This is a genomic window from Streptomyces sp. NPDC049541 (assembly GCF_044465725.1).
Taxonomy (GTDB): Bacteria; Actinomycetota; Actinomycetes; order Streptomycetales; family Streptomycetaceae; genus Streptomyces.
The window spans coordinates 425,638-442,694 of sequence record NZ_JBITLY010000004.1; the positions used below are offsets into that span (position 1 = coordinate 425,638).

The following is a 17,057-nucleotide window of genomic DNA, read 5'->3' on the forward strand; positions in this document are numbered from 1 at the left end:
GTTCCGACGGATGCCTACTTTCCGGCGATCTCCCCGAACCGGTCGAGCAGCGCGTCCAGGCCCGCGGCAAGGCCCTCCGGTCCGCCCGGCTCGGTGAGGGCGGGGGCGGCCTCGCGCAGCCCGGGCAGCTCCTGGGGCGGCATGCGGTGCAGACCGAGACGGAACGCCGGGTCCTGCTCGTCGGGGTTGTCCACCATGGGCCGCAGCTCCACGGACACATAGCCCAGCAGCCAGGCCGTGAAGGCCCGGAAGACGGCCGCCGTACCGGCATCGTCGAGCCCGGCCTCCCTGAGCAGCGCGAGCACCCTCTCGTGATCCTTGAGCACGGCAAGCGGACGACGCGCGAGCGGGACGGCGAGCATGCGGGTGGTGAGGAGTGGGACGGCTTGGGGGTGGGCGAGGCAGACGTCGTAGGTGGCGCGGGCGATGCGGTGGAGTTCGGCGCGCCAGGCGGGGACGGCGTTCGTCGAGTCGGCTTTGGGGGCGGCTGCCAGGCGCTCCTCCAGCTCGAGGTACAGGGCTTCGACGAGGCCGTCGAGGAGGGCGTCCTTGCTCGCCGCATACCGGTAGAGCGCCATCGCCTCCACCCCGAGCTCGGCGCCGAGGCGACGCATGCTCAGCGCCGACAGGCTGTCCCGGTCGACCAGCTCCAGCGCGCTGATCAGCACACGCTCCCGGCTCAGCCGACCATAGTGGCCGCGGTCACTGGCGCGGCGCGCAGGGCGGGTTTCGGAGCCCTCTTCGAGTCTGCGTGCCGCGGCCTGCTTCCTGGCCATGCTTCGCCTCCCGCTGATCGGCCTCGCCTTGTCCTCTTTCGAGGTTGACTCTATCCATCTTCAGGGGCAAAGTGTACGTATACGTCGTAAATATACATCGAATGGACGCGCTGCCGGCCCGTCCGACGGCGTAACCATTCCCCAGGAACGGCCACCGAGGAACCGCGGGGAGAAACCCCATGACAGTTCATCGCCTGCGGCCCCGCCAACGGGCTGTCGCACACGGGGGAGGGGCCGATGGCGTGCCCTTCGCCGTCACTCGGATCTGTCCGGAGGCCAGGAGAGCGGCGAGGCGTGTGCTCGCCTCCGGCTGGGTGACCACGGGCCCGGAGACGGAGCGGTTCGAGGGCGAGTTCGCGGCGTACGTCGGCGTGGAGCACGCAGTCGCGGTGAGCTCCTGCACAGCAGCGCTCGAACTGGCGCTGGGCGCCCTGTCGCTGCCGCCCGGCGGAACTGTCCTGATCCCGTCAGTGACCTTCTGCGGCGCGGCCCAGGCGATCCTGCACACCGGGTTGAGACCGGTGCTGGTCGACGTCGACCCACGCACCGCACTGGTGACACCCGCCACCGTCGTCCGTGCGGCGCGGGCCTGCGGATGTCCGCAGGCGATGATGGTCCTGCACTACGCAGGCGCCCCCGCCCCGGTCGCCGAACTGGCGGACGCCGCCCATCTGCCCCTGGCCCGCGTCGTCGAGGACGCCGCGCATGCGCTGGGCACGGCGGTGGGCGACCGGCCGGTGGGCGGCCTGTCCCGGGCGACCTGCTTCAGCTTCTACGCCACCAAGAACCTGCCGATCGGCGAGGGCGGCATGGTCACGACCGACGACCCGTCGCTCGCCGAGCGGATCCGACGGACCCGGTTGCACGGCATGTCCGCGGACGCCTGGCGCCGCAACCTGCCGGGCGGCAGCTGGCGGTACACCGTCGAGGAGGACGGCCTGAAGGCCAACATGACGGATGTCCAGGCTGCCGTGGGACGTGCCCAGCTCAGGCATCTCGACGACTGGCAGCGGCGCCGTCACGCCCTTGCGGAGCGGTACACCGAAGCACTCGCGGCCGTTCCCGGCCTCGAACCGTTGCGCTCCGACACTCCCGGTCGGCATGCCCGGCACCTCTACGTGGTGCGGGTGCGCGACGAGTACGGCACGACCCGCGACGAACTGATCGAGCGGCTCGCCGAGCACCGTATCGGCGCCTCCGTCCACTTCCTGCCGCTGCACCGTCTGCCCTACTTCCGCGACCGGACTGTCATCCCGCCGGGCGGTCTGCCGGGCGCCGACGAGCTCTTCCCCCAGCTGCTGTCCCTGCCTCTGTATCCGGACCTCACCGAGGCCGCCGTGGATCGGGTCTGTGCGGCACTGGCCGAGCACGCCTCCCCGCCCACCGCCGGTCGGCCGGCTGCCCGCCGGCTGCCGGGACTTCGCACCCTGGTGATCGGCGCCGGGGAAGCAGGGCGGGCGCTTGCCCGGGATCTGGCCCGCACCCCGGCCTTCGGACTGGATCCCGTCGGCTTCCTCGACGACGATCCGGCCAAGCGCCGAGCCGACGTGACCGGGGGCCTGCCCGTACTCGGAGAACTCGACGCCACCCGATCGGCCGTGCACGACCACCGGATCGAGGCCGTGGTCGTCGCCATACCCGGGCTGGACCCGGATCGTTTCCGGCGCGTCGCCCGGGCCGCGGAGGCCGAGGGAGCGAGCGTGCGCTACCTGCCCTCGTTCACCGCGGCCCTGCGCCGTGACGTGGTCGGCAGCGACATGCGTGAACTCGACGTGCAAGCGCTCATCGGCCGCGCCGAGATGCACGTGGTGAGCGCCGCGGCACGGTCGGTTGTCGCCGGGCGGCGGGTACTGGTCACCGGCGCAGGTGGTTCGATCGGCAGCGAGCTGTGTCACCAGGTACGAGCCTTCGGCCCGAGCCGCCTGCTGCTGCTCGACCACGACGAGTCGAACCTGCACCGGCTGCAACTGGAGCTTGACGGCAATGCCCTGCGCAGTGACGACATCGTCATCTCGGACATTCGCGACCGCCCCCGCATCGACCAGATCTTCCGCGAACTGCGCCCCGAGGTCGTCTTCCACGCAGCCGCCCACAAACACCTGCCGCTGCTCGAACTGCACCCGTGCGAAGGCGTGAAGACGAACGTGCGAGGCACCGAGAACCTGGTCCGCGCCGCGGCCGCCGTGGGAACCGCGCGCTTCGTGCTGATCTCCACAGACAAGGCCGCCGATCCGGTGTCGGTCCTTGGGGCGACGAAGCGGCTGGCCGAACTCGTCGTGCAGAGCAGTCAGCAGGACGCCCCGCCCGGTACCGTGCTCACGTCCGTCCGTTTCGGCAACGTGCTCGGCAGCCGTGGCTCGCTGCTCTCCGTCATCGCCGAACAACTGGGCACCGGCTCCGCGGTGACCGTCACCCACCCCGACGTGACGCGCTTCTTCATGACGGTCGAAGAGGCCGTCGGCCTGGTCCTGGAAGCGGCACGCATGGCCCGCGGTGGGGAGGTGTTCGTGCTGGACATGAGCGGGCCGGTACGCATCGTGGACCTGGTCCACAAGTTCGCTCGCTCTGTGCACGTATCGGATGTGAACATCCGATTCACCGGGCTGCGGCCGGGCGAGAAACTGAACGAGACATTGTTCTCCACGCAGGAGAAGCACACACCCACCGCCCACCCGCGCATCCTCGCCGCAACGCCGGTCGCCCGCCCGCCGGCTCTGGCCCGGCAACTCCCCGCCCTTTACACGGCCGCGGAGCACAACGACGCCGGTGACGTGCGCCGCATCCTCGCAGAGCTTCTCCCGGGATTCCCTGCCGCGAAGCCGGTGGAGCGCGCGCACGCCGCCCTGACCGACCCGTATCCGGACGACTTCTGATGCCCGCCCTCGGCCAGTGGCCCCCATGGCCACCGAGGCCCAGCCCTCCGGGTGGCACGCGGTCACGGCACCGGCTGTTGCGCAGACTGCTGGTGCTCGCACTGGCCACCGTGCTCGCCCTGCTGGGCCTCGGTGCGGGAGCGGTGTGGTGGGGCACCAACCACTACGGAGACCAGGTCGCCCGCATTCCCGACGCCTTCCCCACCGGCCCACGCCCGCCCGGACCCACCGCTCACCACGGTGGAACCACCTTCCTGCTCGCCGGAGTCGACAGCCGCTCCAAGCGGCCGACCACCGGAACCAACGCGACCACCCGGCTGTGGCGGTATGGCGCTCAGCGGAGCGACACCATGATGCTGGTGCACCTGAGCGGCGACAAGCGCACTGTCCACGTGATGTCCATTCCGAGGGACAGCTGGGTGCCCATCCCGGGCCATGGTTCGGCGAAGGTCAACGCGGCGTTCTCCTGGGGCGGCCCGCCTCTCATGATCCAGACGGTGGAACAGCTGACCAGGACGCGCGTCGACCACTTCGGCGTCATCGACTGGCACGGCTTCAAGGCCCTCACGGACGCCGTCGGCGGCGTGCGCATCACCGTGGCGGCGGACTCCTACGACCCTGTGCTGCAACGGCACTTCGCCGCCGGTACCCACGTCATGCACGGCGACGAGGCGCTGGCCTACGTCCGGCAACGTCACGGTGTGCCCGGCGGCGAACTGGACCGGATCAAGCACCAGCAGCAGTTCCTGCGCAGCCTGGTCGGCGAGATGCGCGGAAAGGTCAGTCTCACCAACCCCTTCGGCACCGCCCGTATGCTCGACGCGGTTACACGCGCGGTCAGCGTGGACGACCGGATGTCCAACGGTGATCTGCGCGACCTGGTGATCGGTCTGCGCCACCTGGACGAGTCCGACGCCCGGTTCACCACCGCGCCCATCGTCCGTTCGGAGATGATCCGCGGGCAGTACGCCCTGATCCTCGACCGTGCAAAGCTGCGGGTCCGTTGGCACGAGGTCGAGAAGGGTTCCTGAGGACCGGTCGACCGTCACCCCGGTCGTCGGCGCGTTCCCGGTCCGGGACACGACGACCGCGTGACCCGCGCCGAGTGAATTCCACCCGTTCGCTCTGCTGTGTTCACGCGCATGACGCAACATCGTTGGCCGCTTCGAGCCGCTCACACCAGGCTGGGCCGGGACTGACAGGCGCTGTATGCGCTGCCCCGCCCGATGGACGTGAGAGGCAACCGTGCGAAGACGCCGACGACTGCGTCTTTCCGCTTTCCGACCCGTTCTCCGGTGCGCCGTCACCGCAATCCTCGCATTGGCGGGGCTCATCGCGCTCCCGGCCACGGCCCAGGCGGCCACGCCGGCCTTCGTCCAGGGCAAGGCGTTCTCCACCTCCAGCTAGTCCCCTCCCTGTCGGTCGTGCTGCCTGGGCAGGTGCGGTCCGGGGGCCTCGTCGTCGGCTGGTTCGCCGAGTACAACGCCCGAGGGACGGTGCATGTCTCGGACAACGTCAACGGCGCCTGGACCCGGGCGCCCGCGTCCGAGCACTTCAACAACGGGGGCGGGGACCTCGCGCTGTACTACGTGCAGAACACCCGGGCCGCCGCCTCACTGACCGTCACCATGACCGCAGCCGGTCCGACGTATCTGCCGAGCGCGGTCGCCGAGTACTCGGGGGTGGCCACCTCCAACGCCCTGGACCAGAGAGCGGTGGGCCGGGGGATCGGAACCTCCGCGGACTCCGGTCCGACCGCCTCGGTTCCCGGTGGCGAACTGGGCTTCGGTGCGATGATCACCGGTGGTCAACCGCTCACCGTCACGCCGGGCAGCAGCCAGGGGGTCCTGGAGGCCTACAACGGCAGCAGGTCATGCACCATCGAGGGCATTCTCTCCAGTGCGCCCGGCCCGCAGAACGCACGATTCGGCCTGGCCACCTCGACCGACTGGTACGCAGTCGCCGCGGCCTTCCGGGCCACCTGAGACAGCCGGCTCGGCTCTCCGGCCCGCGTCGGAACGCGGGCCGGGGAGCCGGTCAGACCCGCGACCCGCGCGAGACATGGGCTGCGACGCGAGCGGAGCGACCGTCGGCGAAGCGAGGCAGGCTCACACACAGCGCCTGCGCCACCAGCTGCACGTCCGTCGCGAGCCGGCGATCGCGCAGGTAGGCAAGGTCCAGGGCGAGCTTGGTGTGCAACTGCCTCTCCACATAAAGCTCCTCGGCATGGCCGGGAACGTCCAACTCGTCGCCGCGCTTCGCCACGTACAGCGCGCCTGGGCCGACGATGCCCGGCCGGTCGTCCAGCAGTCGCAGCTCGCCCCGGGTGTAGTACGGCAGGAACCGCTCGACCTCCGGTCGCGGACCCACAAGTGTCATGTCACCGCGCAACAGGTTGACCAGCTGCGGCAGTTCGTCGAGATGACTGCGGCGCAGCCACCTCCCGACCCGCGTCACGCGGGGGTCCATGCTGCCGCTCACCGCGGGTCCCGCGCGGTCGGCGCCGACGGACATCGAGCGGAACTTCAGGATGACGAAGGGCTGCAGTCCCCGGCCCGCGCGCCACTGCCGATACAGGACAGGCCCTCGGCTGGTGCACCGCACCAGGACGGCGACCAGCATCATCGGCACCAGCAGAACCACCAGCAGTATCAGGGCGACGCCGATGTCCACCGCACGACGTAGCCGACTGTCCTCGCGTACCTGCGTCCCGGCCGGCGCCGGCCGGATCCGCCCGGACACCATCATCACCACATCTCCCGCAGTACCTGGAAAGGTTCCGCTGCCGGGCGCCCGACCCGGCTGCCCCAGTACGCCGCGCGCTCCTGCAGGGCGCGCAGCGACCGGGGGTGCGGATGATCCCGCAACTCGGTCTCGTAGCAGCTCATCGCCTCCAGTTTGACTTGGAGGGTGCGCGTGACGTCCGCGTAGAGGGACGGCGTGAACGCATCGTCGGTCGACCACGCCCACTCGGTGGACGACGGCGTCTCGAACACGGCGAACCTGCGCAGCCTGGGCAGTACATAGGGGCGGCAGGCCGTCCACGCGGCGCGGGCCACGACCCCGTGGTCGGAGTTCACGTCCCCCGGGAAGTGCGTGTAGACCAGGTCCGGGCGCAGCGCGTCCACGACCGTCTCCACCTGCTGGACCACGTCGATCAGGGGCAGCGTGTCCAGCCGCTGATCGGGCAGGGACCACAGTTCCAGCGAGGCCAGCCCCAGCACCTGCGCCGACCGTTGCGCCGACTTGGCCAGATCCTCGGCGAGCCCTTCGCGGTACCGGCTCGAGGCCCCTTCGGTGAGGACGACGGCGTGTACCGCGTCGCCGTCCCGGACGTGCCGGGCGAGGGTGCCGCCCGGCCCGAGGAGTTCGTCGTCGGGGTGTGCGGCCAGGACGAGTACGGTGCTCATCGCGTCACCCCCTCGGGCCGCGGGCCCTCGCCGAGCACCCAGCGGGCCACCCCGTCGGGCACCGCCTCGAACCGGTGGCCGGGCCTCACACCGGCCCGCAGGGACCAGGGCGCCGCGGGGTGGGGCGGCTCGGAGGGGCTGCTCATCCTGGTGACCAGCACCCCGCCGGTGCGGGTGGCCACAAGAACACCGCGGTCCGGTTCCACGGCGAGCACCGATCCCGGCGGCCCACCGGGCTCATCACCGCTGGGCGGGAGAGTACGCCAGATCATCACCCGCTCGCCGTCGAGCACGCCGAACGCCCCTGGGTACGGCGTGGTCAGGGCACGCACCCAGTCGTGCACCGCGGACGCCGGGCGGTCCCAGTCGATGATCCCCATGGCGGGAGTGCGGCGGGGCAGCACGTCTCCCTCGGCGGGATCCTGTGGACGGCGCGGCGCGGTGCCGGTGAGCAGGGCCGGAAGATGCGCCAGCAGCATGTCGGCACCGGCCTGCGCGACCCGGTCGTACACCGTGCCGCAGGTGTCCTCTGGCCCGATGACCACGGCGCGCTGGTCGACGATGTCGCCGGTGTCCACGCCAGGGTCGAGCATCATCATCGTGTTGCCGGTGACCCGCTCGCCGCGCAGGATCGCCCAGTTCACCGGGGCGCGACCACGATGGCGCGGCAGCAGGGACGCGTGGAAGCCGACGCAGCCGTATCGCGGAACGGAGAGCAACTCGGGGCCGAGCAGCCGGGTCCAGCCGACGACGACCATCAGGTCCGGGTCCAGTGCCTGGATCCTCGCCACCATCTCCGGCGTGTTGAGCTCGTTCTCGCGCAGGAGTGGGACCCCGGCTGCCCGGGCGGCACCCGGCAGGTCGGCGGCGCCCGACAGTCTGTTCCGGTTCTCGTCAGGCGGCGTGATCACGGCCGTGACGCGGACCAGCGGCGACCGAAGCAGGGCCGTCAGAGCCGCCTGGGCCTCGTGCACGGCGCCGATGAAGACGACGCGCCCGGGTCGGTGTTCGGCGGAGGGCCGATAGGACGGGTTGCGCATAGCGGCTCCTTCGGGTTCGGGTGCGGGCCCTGACCACGAGACGAGTGAGGGTCACGAGTACTGCAGTGGTGACCAAGTACGCGATGCTGGACGCCACGGCCGCTCCCACAGCCTCGTACCGGGGGATGAGCAGCCAGTCCAGTACGACGGTGACGGCGACGCCGACCCCCATACCCAAGGAGTTCATCCCGGGTCGGCCGACGCCGAACAGATAGGCCGTGGACACGGCTGCCGCGCCCTCGACGGCAAGTCCGGCCAGCAGGATGCAGGCAGGCACGACGGCGCTGTCGAATTTCTGCCCGTAGAGCAGCGGCAGCGCGATCACCGCGGCTCCCACCATCAGCGGTACCAGCGCGGCGGTCAGCGCCGTGGCCCGCGGCAGGAGGCGGCGCACCTCATCGCCCGCGCGCCGCGCACCGGCACGGGAGAACCGCGGATAGAGCACGTAGTGCATCGCGAGGGCGGGCAGTCGCATCAGTTCGGCGAACTTGGAGGCGACGGCGTAGACACCGAGCACGGCGGGACCGGACAGCGCGTCCACGATGACGAAGTCCAGCCGGAGGTTGACGAGCAGCAGCACATTGCCCAGCTGGCCACTGGCACCGTAGCGCAGAACCTCCCGGGCGAGCGGGTGCGACGGCCGGCCCCAACGGCGTCCGAATCCGGTGCGCGCCAGCCTGCCCAGCGAGGTGACCGTGGCGGCCGTGCCGCCGACGACGAGTCCGGCGACCACCGCGTCGGCATCGCGCAGTCCGACCAGCAGGGCGGCGCCGTAGGCGGGCAGGAAGAGGAACTCCTCCGCGACGATGACCAGGTTGGCCCCCCGCATGTCTGCTCGTCCCTGACAGCAGGCCTTGCCCCACACGGTGAGCAGCTGCGTGATCACGGTGACTGCCAGCAGGGTGAGCTGCCACACCGGTACGGTGGGGAAGAGCGGGGCGAGCAGGGGCACCGCGGCCAGCCACAGCAGCGCACCGGCGGCAGACCCGGCCGCGGCGAGCAGTGCCAGCGTGGGCCGCAGCGCTGGATCGTCGCGTCGCTCGCCCGCCAGGAAGTACGCACTCGCCAGCGGCAGTCCGCAGCTCACCACGACCCCCGTCAGCCAGGGCAGCACCCGCAGCAGGGCGTACTCGCCGAGCACCTCGGCCCCGGACAGCCGGGCGACGAGCAGGCTCGCGACGAAGACCACCGCCACGGCGCTTCCCTGGGCGACCAGGTTGCCGACCATGCTGCGGCGCCCCAGCGCCGGAGACTGCTGCGTGGTCTCGTGGCTCTGCCCGGCGGCCCCGGTCATGGCAGCCCCCCGTGTGCGCCGGGACGGTCCGGCCCGTCCGGTTCGGGTGCGGAGGCCAGTACGGCCACCATCGCGAGCAGCGCCCAGAGGAACCGGAAGTGCAGGACCTCGTAGTACGCGCCTGCCACGGTCAGGCCCAGGAGTGCCGCGACGAGTCCGGCAGGCCGGGGCACCTGGGCGGCGAAACGCGAGCCGGGCGGGGCGCGCAGGGCTCGGACGGACCGCCAGGCCGCCGACAGCACCAGGGTCAACAGGCCGATCACGCCGAGCGGGCCGCGTTCGACGAGGGCCGCGATGTAGTCGTTGTGGGCTTCCTTGGCGTAAGGGAACTGCCGGTCCTGGAAGAGCTGTTTCGTGGTACCCGGTCCCGAACCGGTCAGCCATTCGTCCTCGTACATCTGCAGGCTCTCGCGCATCAGCGTGGTCCGCTGCTCGGTGCTCGTTCCACTGCGACCCACGGTGTTCACCAGCTCCGTGCGCTGCGACAGTTGGGCCCAGTCCCGCACCTCGGACACGGCGTTCGTCGTGAGGGCGCCGATGCCGGCGAGGACCACAGCCAGTACCACGGCGGCCGCACCGGCAGGTCCACTCCTGCGGTACGCCCAGTAGGTGGCAAGGAAGACCAGGCCCACGCCGAGCTCGAGCATGCCGCCGTTCGACTGGCACAGCAGCAGCGCCCAGACCAGCATCGCGTAGCCGAACCAGCGCAGGAGGCGGGCGCGCGGCCGCTGGGCGGCGAACACCATGAAGATCGAAACCACCCAGTATGTGGCTGCGTAGTTGGGGTCGCCCAGGGTGAACAGCTTGCGGTCGCCCTCGGTCGGGGATATCCCCTCGATGGCGGTGATTTGGGCGAGCGTCGCGGCCACGAGGACGGACGCCCAGACCACGGCCGCGTACGCGAACGCCGAGGTGAGCAGACGCAGAACGCCCGGCCGGCGCGCGAGGTTGTAGAGCGTGATGCACCAGGCGATCAGCGCCAGTTCCTTGACCAGGTTCACCAGTGAAATACCCGGCAGCGGTCCGGCGATGCCCGCGATGCCACCGCTGAGCAGGAGCAGGGCCGCGGCCACGCCGTAGGGTGCGCCCAGCCTTCGCCCGCAGGTCGCAGCCCACAGGGCACCCACCAGTACCGTGGCCACGGTGAGCAGGTCCACCGGCGAGCTGTTGCCGGGGCCGGCGGGGCGCAGGATCGGCTGGAAGACCATGGCCGCGCAGGCGACGAGCGTCGCCGTGCGGGCCATTGGCTCCGGCCGGGCTGCGGGCCGGGATGCCAGGGGCAGCAACCCGGTTTCGGTCACGGCGGCCATGACGGCGCCTCCTTAACGGCCAGACGGGTGAACGCGCGGACCTGTGCGCGGGCGAACTCCGGGTCCGTGGCTTCGGCAGCCGTCGCGGCCAGCTCCGCCAGTACAGCGTCCCGGCCGCACGTGGCGGGCAGACCGAGCCGTCGCAGCGTCGCCGTGAGGAAGCCGCGGACCAGGCGCGGATACCAGCCCGCGCCGTCCAGGGCATAGGCCAGCGCTGCCCCGGGCTCTCCTGCGATCAGCGCCGGATGGCCGGGGACCCGGTGCCCGGGCCTGGTACGCCGGTCGAGGTATTCGCAGTAGGCCACAACGAATCGGGCCGGATCGGCGAGCGGGTTGCCTGCGGTGCGGGCGCGCTCCCAGTCGACGACTCCGGAGACCCGGCCGCCGCGCAACAGCACGTTCCCGGGCCAGAAGTCCCCGTGTACGGCGGTCAGGGGGGCCGCGCACCGGCGCAGTCGGCGGCGCAGCGCCGTCAGGACTTCCTGGGCACGCTCCGCATCGGGGCCGCTGCCCAGGCGCCGGTCCAGGACATCGGCCACATGCGGCGCGAGATCCACCGGCGCGGTGTCACCGGCGGTGGCCGACTGCAGCGCGGCCAGCCAGAGCGCGGCCGCGGCGAAGTCCGCGCGGACCGGCGCCAGGCGTGCGTGGTGCGCCGGACGGTGGTAGGCGACCAGCATGGGCACGCCCGGCAGTGCGGTGGTCACGAGCGCAGGCAGGCCGTCGTGTCGCAGCAGCCCGACGACGGTGGGCACGGCCGCCCGGGCCTCCCCGAGCGGCAGCGCCGTCACAGCCCGCAGCCGGTCGGCCTCGCGGACGACGCCTGCCGCGGCGTCGGGCCCGGTCGGGACCTTCACAGCCAGTGAGGGGAGTGCTGAACCGGGCGGAAAGAGCAGCAGAACGAGCCGGGCGTTCGGGTCGTGGCTGTGATCGAGCAGGATCAGGGGACCGGCGGTGGCGAGCAGATGGCTGACCTCGCCCGGAGGGCAGTCGCCATCGAGGGAGGGGACCTTCAGCCGCGGGACGCAGCGCCGCACCGGCGGAACCGCCAGCGCGGCTCGGGCAGCTGGATAGAGCCATGCGGGCAGGGGCGGGGGTACCGCGAGCAGCGCCTCACGTACATAGGACAGCACCGCTGCCCGGTCCTCGGCGACCACGACCGGGTGCCGCCGGGAAGGCAGGACCACATAGCGCCGCCCCGCGGGGAGCAGTTCGCGCCACATCCGGTCCCGTGCGGGCGTTGCGGTCGTCATGACAGCACCGCGAACGGCCGGAGCCGGACGACAGGTCGGACCAGTTCGTTGCTGGAGAGGACTGCCAGCGCGGCGTCGACCCCGGCGTCGTCGAGCTGGGGCACTTGGCGCGGTGCGGCGTGGTCGTAGGTGAAGCGCAGGGTGTGCCGGTGCAGAGGGTCAGGTCCGCTGCGGCCGCTGCGCTCGAAATCGCTGATGATGCTGCCAGTACCGTGGCACGCGGTGTAGAGACTGCGGTGGGCCCGCGGAGCGGGGACGCACAGGAACGACGAGGTGCGGTTGGTGCCGGGCACCAGCAGCGGCTGGCCTGTGCGCGCAAAGGCGGGGTGCCCTGGCATCATCTCTGCCGTCCAGGCCCGGGCCGCGTTGTGCCGGTGAACGAAGGCCGGTTCGCCGTCGACGAGTTCCTCGTAGACGGAGTTGTGCGGGGAGTCCACCACGAGTCGCAGTGAGGCCCCGAAGGACAGCCGGACGAAGGTGCGCAGCGAGGCGTAGGTGGCGAGACGGTAGGCGAAGCCGTAATTCATGGCGAGTCGCTGCGCGAGCAGCATCCGCCGGCCCTCCTCGCCCGCGATCGGCACCGAGGGGCAACCGTGCCGGAAGTACAGCGCGTACCGCTGCCGGGCTTCGGCCAGGGTGCCGGCCCGCAGCAGGTGCGACAGCGGCTTCTGCACGGCCATTTCGGCGCGTAGCTGCCGGGAGGCGGCCAGCCGCCGCGCATACAGCTCGCCGAGCTGGCCGGTGAGGACGCCGCCGCCGTTGTGGTACTGCAGGGTCACTTGGCCCTGGTGCAGCCCGAGCAGACTTGCGATGCCCGGTTCCAGCACTTCTTCGACTTCCTGGAGTTCCAGGAAGTGTGTGCTGGGGCCGATGCCGCCGAACCGAAGCCGGGCCAACTGTATGCAGATCCAAGGCAGTTCACGGCGGGCGCGGTGCGCACCGCCGTACTCCTCGACGGGCAGGTTCCCGAACTCCTCGATCCGGTCGACGTCCGAGGCGTCGACGCCGAATCGCTCGGCGGAGAACCGGGCGCCCTCCACAGCGGCCCGCAGCACCTCGGCACGGGAGAGCTCGAATCTCCAGCGCGGCGGGTCCGGGTACCGTTGCCGGACCCGTCGATAGAACTCCTCCACCGCGGCCGTGGAGGGCCGGGGCACGTCCAGCACGGCCAGCGCCATGCCGCAGTTGAGCGCGGCGTCGGTGAGGGCGGGCCGGATCGCCCCCCGGGTGGCCACGGCGATGCTCGACGGCATTTCGGACTTGCCCTTGTGGCAGAAGTCCGGAAGTACCACCGGAGGCGCGGCCAGGTCGGCTGTCTCGGTTCCTTCGCGGACCCGGGTGAGCAGTGCCGGATCGGCTGGTGCCTCGGCACTGTCGAAGACGGCGAGGCCGGCCCGGGATCCGGTGGCGGGGCCGGGTTGCTGTCCGCTGATGATGTCGACGCGCACGGGAACTCCTCGGGTGCGGGCGGTCAGGGGCGGGCTGCGCGAGGCGGGGTGTACGCGTCGGCCAGTTCCTCGCCGAGCGCCTTGCTGCTGAAGCCGTCGCCGATCCGCGCTCGGGCCTCGGCGGCCAGCCGGGCCGCTTCGCGCGGGTGATCCAGCAGATGACCGACGGCGAGGGCGAGCAGGTCGGGCCGTTGCGGGGGCACGAGCAGCCCTGTGCGGCCCGGCACGACCACGTCCGGCACCGAGTTGACAGCGGTGGCCACGACGGGTACCCCGCTCACCATCGCCTCGACGATCGCGACCGGAAGCCCTTCGTACCGGCTGGGCAGGGCGAACACGTCGAAGGCCGGCAGCAGGTTGGGCACATCCGGGCGCTCCCCGGCGAACAACACCGGTGCGCCCTCGCGGACGGCCAACTTGTGTACTCGATCGGCCAGTTCGCCGCCGCCGATCCACACTCCGGTGAGACCGGGCCGGCGCATCGCGGCCAGCGCGCGGACGAAGGCCTCGGGGTGCTTCTGGTGGGCGAGCCGTCCGACGGCCCCCACCACGGGGCCGGCGCCGGTCAGCCCGAGCGCCTCGCGGGCCCGCGCCCGGGTGGCCGGTGTCCGCACCGGCGCGTCGAGATCCACCGGGACGCCGATGGTACGCACACGCTCCGGGCGCACCAGGCCGCGCCGCACCACCTCGACGGACACGGCCGAGCCCACACAGAGAGCTGCGTCGGTGAGCTGACCGACGTACCGCTCGATGCGGATGTATGCGCCGCGCCGGGCGGCAGACTGGAACTCGTGGTAGGGCAGCCCGTGGAAGGTGTGGACGATGTGCGGCACGCCGGCCCGGTGTGCTGCCAGCCGTCCCAGCGTGCCCGCCTTGGCGCTGTGCGTGTGGACGATGTGGAATCCGCGTCTGGTGAACAGGCGGGTCAGCCGGTGCAGGGCCCGTATGTCGTCCGCGGGCGCGATCGGCGAGCGCAGGGTGGATTCGACGATGACCTCGATGCCGGCGTCGGAGGCTAGGCCGAGCAGCCGGTCGCCGCTCCCGGTGACGATGGTGGTGCGATACGCGGCCGGGTCCAGGGCCTGCACTCCGCGCAGGGCGACGATGCCGGCTCCGGCCTCGAACCGGGTGATCACGGTGGCCACTCGTAGTCTCTGCTCTGTCTTCATGGGAGTGTCTCCACCGTCTCAGGAGCCTCGGTGGCAAGGCCGTACAGCGCGGCGAGTCCTTCCCCCGGCGAATCGCCGAGTATCAGCTCGTGAGCGGGAAGCCGCCGGGCGATCTCCCGTGCTGCCTCGGCAACCGGTGGGTGGGCCGGACCCAGGCCGATGCCCAACGCGAGGGAGGCGGCGAAGGGCCAGTAGCGGCGCAGCTCCCCAGCCAGGTAGGTGGCGCCGGCCAGTGCGCGTGCCGCCCGCTCGGGGGTCAGGGAACGCACCACCGGGCCGGCCGAGGCTGTGCGGCGCAACAGCACGAGCCGGTCCGGGCAGAGGGCGTCCACCCGCCCGGGCAGCGGACGCTCGGTGCGCCCGTAGGCCATGCGCCGACCGTTGCCACCCTGGACGCGCATCGGTTCGACCAGGCCGTGGCACGTCCGGCCGTCGGTGACGCACAGGTTGTCGGAACAGGTGCGTTCACCGGCAGCGACGGCGCCCAGCAGCAGCGTCGAGCGGCCGATGCCGCCCGGTCCGGCCAGCAACGGCACGATCGGGCCGACGGTGACCGGGGAAGCATGCAGGGGCACCCGCCCACGGCAACCTGCCCACCACAGGGCCGGGTACTGCAGCAGCACCGCCCGGGCCAGCAGATGGAAGCGGGAGCGCAGCAGCGTCGCGGCGAGACGCTCCCGGACCTGTGGTCGCCACCGGGCCTCGACCCGGAGTTGTCCCTCGCCGACCGTCAGCCGCAGGTCGAAGCCGCTGCCACAGGCATTGGACAACACCACCGCTCCGTTCCGGGCATGGCCGCAGCGGGTGAACGGCTCCCAGCCGCGCACGTCGAACGGGGTGCGCTGCCGCTGCACCTCGACATGCACATCGGCGGGTAGTCCGTCCGGGGGTCGCCAGGCCCGGGCGCCGCCTTCGGTGAGCAACCGGGCAAACGGTGCCCAACGGCAGTCGACCAGGAGGCGTTCCCCGGCCTGGACGAGCATGGCGCGCATCAGCCCGCCTCCTTTCGGGCTCGCGCCAGGCGGGCGATGCTCGCAGGCCTCTCGAACCGGCTTTCCTCACCGGAACGCGGGTGCGCGGGATCGCCCAGTACCCCGATGACCGGCCAGGCGGTGGTGGCCGCCAGGTTCTTCACTCTGTCCAGCTCGGCGTAGGCCGGAAGCTCGGGCTCCACGGCGACCAAGACGTGCGGGGCGGGGTGATGGGCGGTGTCCAGTTGGTGCAGTGCAGCGACCTGGACGGTGGGAACGGTGGACTCGCGCACGGCGGTCTCCTGGGCGACGCGGCGGTCCGCCAGGGAGGCGATCCCGAACCCCGGTGCCAGTGTCTGCAGCTGCGCCGGGCGATCGCGTCCGCCGTTCTCATCGGGCTTCGGTCCGACGCCGTACGGACCGTCGGGGCCGGGTGCGAAGGGCTCGGTGTCCCCCGGAGCGGCGGAGTCGCCCGAACCGGCCAGCCGCGTCCGGAGTTCCACCGCCAGGCGGGCCAGGTGTTCTTCGCCGCCAGGCCCGGTCAGCACGACCGTTCCCGCTCCGGCGCGGGCGGCAGCCCGGCGCAGCGCAAGGACCGTTTCGTCGTCGATGCGGGACCGTTTGTCGCCCTCCTGGGACCGGCGGCGGGTGCCGGGGAGACGGCCCAGGACCGGCGTGTCGAGCTCGCGGGCGAACGCGCCCGGTCCCGCCACGTGTGGCCGGAACACCTCGAGCAGCGTCACCGCCACCAATCCGGCCACCAGCCCGATCACACCGGCCAGAACCATGGTGGAGCCGGAGAGTTGCGGTACCCGCTCTGCGTCGCTGGCCGAGGACAGCAGCGAGGCTGTCCGGTCGCCCAGGCCGGCGGCCTGCGCGGCACGTAGTGAGGCCTGGACGTCGAGGATCTGCTGGTCGAGGGAGCCGAGCTTGGCGGTGAGCTGCCCGGACTCCGACGCGGTCCTGGCATCGGGCAGCTGGGCGGCGATCTGTGTCCGCTGGTCCTGGAGCTTGCTCTCACGGTCCGTCAGCTGTGTGACCAGCAGGTTTCCGGTGTTGTTGAAGAAATGCACGAGCTCTTCCGACACCGCGCTCCCGAGTTTCTCGGCAGTTCTCGGATCGCGGTCGGTCACCCTGACGTTGAACACGGCGCTGCCGCCGAGCCGTGAGACCTTGATCTCGCGGGCCACCTGGGCCTGAGTACGGTCTGCGACCTTCGAGTCCTTGAGAGCCGGTCTGATGACGGAGCCACTGGTGACGACGGCCCTCACCCGGCTGAGCATCGCGTTGGCCTGGACATCCGTCGTAGGCAGCGTTGCCGATGCTTGAACGCGCGCCTTGGAGACGTACAGAGTCGGGTTGCTGAGCCCGAGAGCTCCAACAACGAGCATCGGCAGGACGATGAACAGTACGAGCACCCGCCAGCGTCCGCTGACGGTGCGGCGCAGAGTCTCGTTGAATTCCATCGTGCGTCCTCAGTAAGATCACATTTTCTTGTCTGAATGTCGGAAAA

Annotated in this window: 14 protein-coding genes; 3 read left to right on the top strand and 11 right to left on the bottom strand. The window is 71.4% G+C overall.

Annotated elements, in window-relative coordinates; translation table 11 throughout:
• Nucleotides 1-14: 14 nt before the first annotated feature.
• On the bottom strand, nucleotides 15-776 hold the full coding sequence (locus tag ACIBW9_RS17775; protein ID WP_398955937.1) for a TetR/AcrR family transcriptional regulator: 762 nt from the start codon (nucleotides 774-776) through the stop codon (nucleotides 15-17).
• Nucleotides 777-1,018: 242 nt separating this feature from the next.
• On the opposite strand from ACIBW9_RS17775, the gene ACIBW9_RS17780 reads away from it, so the two are divergent.
• The 3 genes from ACIBW9_RS17780 (at nucleotide 1,019) to ACIBW9_RS17790 (ending at nucleotide 5,634) form a co-directional block, all read left to right on the top strand.
• A complete protein-coding gene (locus ACIBW9_RS17780) occupies nucleotides 1,019-3,649 on the top strand; it encodes a DegT/DnrJ/EryC1/StrS family aminotransferase (RefSeq protein WP_398955939.1) in 2,631 nt (876 codons plus the stop codon).
• Between the two features lie 77 nt (nucleotides 3,650-3,726).
• A complete protein-coding gene (locus tag ACIBW9_RS17785) occupies nucleotides 3,727-4,680 on the top strand; it encodes an LCP family protein (protein WP_398955941.1) in 954 nt (317 codons plus the stop codon).
• A 393-nt stretch (nucleotides 4,681-5,073) separates the two neighbouring features.
• The gene (locus tag ACIBW9_RS17790) at nucleotides 5,074-5,634 is read left to right on the top strand and encodes a hypothetical protein (RefSeq protein WP_398955943.1); all 561 of its coding nucleotides are present in this window, start codon (nucleotides 5,074-5,076) and stop codon (nucleotides 5,632-5,634) included.
• Nucleotides 5,635-5,686: 52 nt separating this feature from the next.
• On the opposite strand, the gene ACIBW9_RS17795 is transcribed toward ACIBW9_RS17790, so the two are convergent.
• The 10 genes from ACIBW9_RS17795 to ACIBW9_RS17840 all read right to left on the bottom strand — a co-directional run bounded on the left by ACIBW9_RS17795 (nucleotide 5,687) and on the right by ACIBW9_RS17840 (nucleotide 17,010).
• Nucleotides 5,687-6,322: a sugar transferase gene (locus ACIBW9_RS17795; protein WP_398955945.1), complete on the bottom strand. Its 636-nt coding sequence runs from the start codon at nucleotides 6,320-6,322 to the stop codon at nucleotides 5,687-5,689.
• 74 nt (nucleotides 6,323-6,396) lie between these two features.
• Complete coding sequence (locus ACIBW9_RS17800) at nucleotides 6,397-7,059, bottom strand: PIG-L deacetylase family protein (protein WP_398955947.1); 663 nt, start codon at nucleotides 7,057-7,059, stop codon at nucleotides 6,397-6,399.
• The gene (locus tag ACIBW9_RS17805) at nucleotides 7,056-8,033 is read right to left on the bottom strand and encodes a methionyl-tRNA formyltransferase (protein ID WP_398955949.1); all 978 of its coding nucleotides are present in this window, start codon (nucleotides 8,031-8,033) and stop codon (nucleotides 7,056-7,058) included. Before ACIBW9_RS17805 ends, ACIBW9_RS17800 begins: the two co-directional genes overlap by 4 nt.
• Nucleotides 7,954-9,393, bottom strand: coding sequence for a polysaccharide biosynthesis C-terminal domain-containing protein (locus ACIBW9_RS17810; protein WP_398955950.1), 1,440 nt, complete (start codon nucleotides 9,391-9,393; stop codon nucleotides 7,954-7,956). The genes ACIBW9_RS17805 and ACIBW9_RS17810 overlap by 80 nt, the downstream gene beginning before the upstream one ends.
• The gene (locus tag ACIBW9_RS17815) at nucleotides 9,390-10,703 is read right to left on the bottom strand and encodes an O-antigen ligase family protein (RefSeq protein ID WP_398955951.1); all 1,314 of its coding nucleotides are present in this window, start codon (nucleotides 10,701-10,703) and stop codon (nucleotides 9,390-9,392) included. The genes ACIBW9_RS17810 and ACIBW9_RS17815 overlap by 4 nt, the downstream gene beginning before the upstream one ends.
• On the bottom strand, nucleotides 10,691-11,956 hold the full coding sequence (locus ACIBW9_RS17820) for a phosphotransferase family protein (RefSeq protein ID WP_398955953.1): 1,266 nt from the start codon (nucleotides 11,954-11,956) through the stop codon (nucleotides 10,691-10,693). The genes ACIBW9_RS17815 and ACIBW9_RS17820 overlap by 13 nt, the downstream gene beginning before the upstream one ends.
• Nucleotides 11,953-13,404, bottom strand: coding sequence for an RtcB family protein (locus tag ACIBW9_RS17825; protein ID WP_398955955.1), 1,452 nt, complete (start codon nucleotides 13,402-13,404; stop codon nucleotides 11,953-11,955). The genes ACIBW9_RS17820 and ACIBW9_RS17825 overlap by 4 nt, the downstream gene beginning before the upstream one ends.
• 23 nt (nucleotides 13,405-13,427) lie before the next feature.
• Complete coding sequence (locus tag ACIBW9_RS17830; RefSeq protein WP_398955957.1) at nucleotides 13,428-14,573, bottom strand: glycosyltransferase; 1,146 nt, start codon at nucleotides 14,571-14,573, stop codon at nucleotides 13,428-13,430.
• Entirely contained in the window at nucleotides 14,570-15,565 is a 996-nt protein-coding gene (locus tag ACIBW9_RS17835) for a hypothetical protein (protein WP_398955960.1), read from the bottom strand. Before ACIBW9_RS17835 ends, ACIBW9_RS17830 begins: the two co-directional genes overlap by 4 nt.
• Nucleotides 15,565-17,010: a hypothetical protein gene (locus ACIBW9_RS17840; protein WP_398955962.1), complete on the bottom strand. Its 1,446-nt coding sequence runs from the start codon at nucleotides 17,008-17,010 to the stop codon at nucleotides 15,565-15,567. Before ACIBW9_RS17840 ends, ACIBW9_RS17835 begins: the two co-directional genes overlap by 1 nt.
• Nucleotides 17,011-17,057 lie beyond the last annotated feature (47 nt).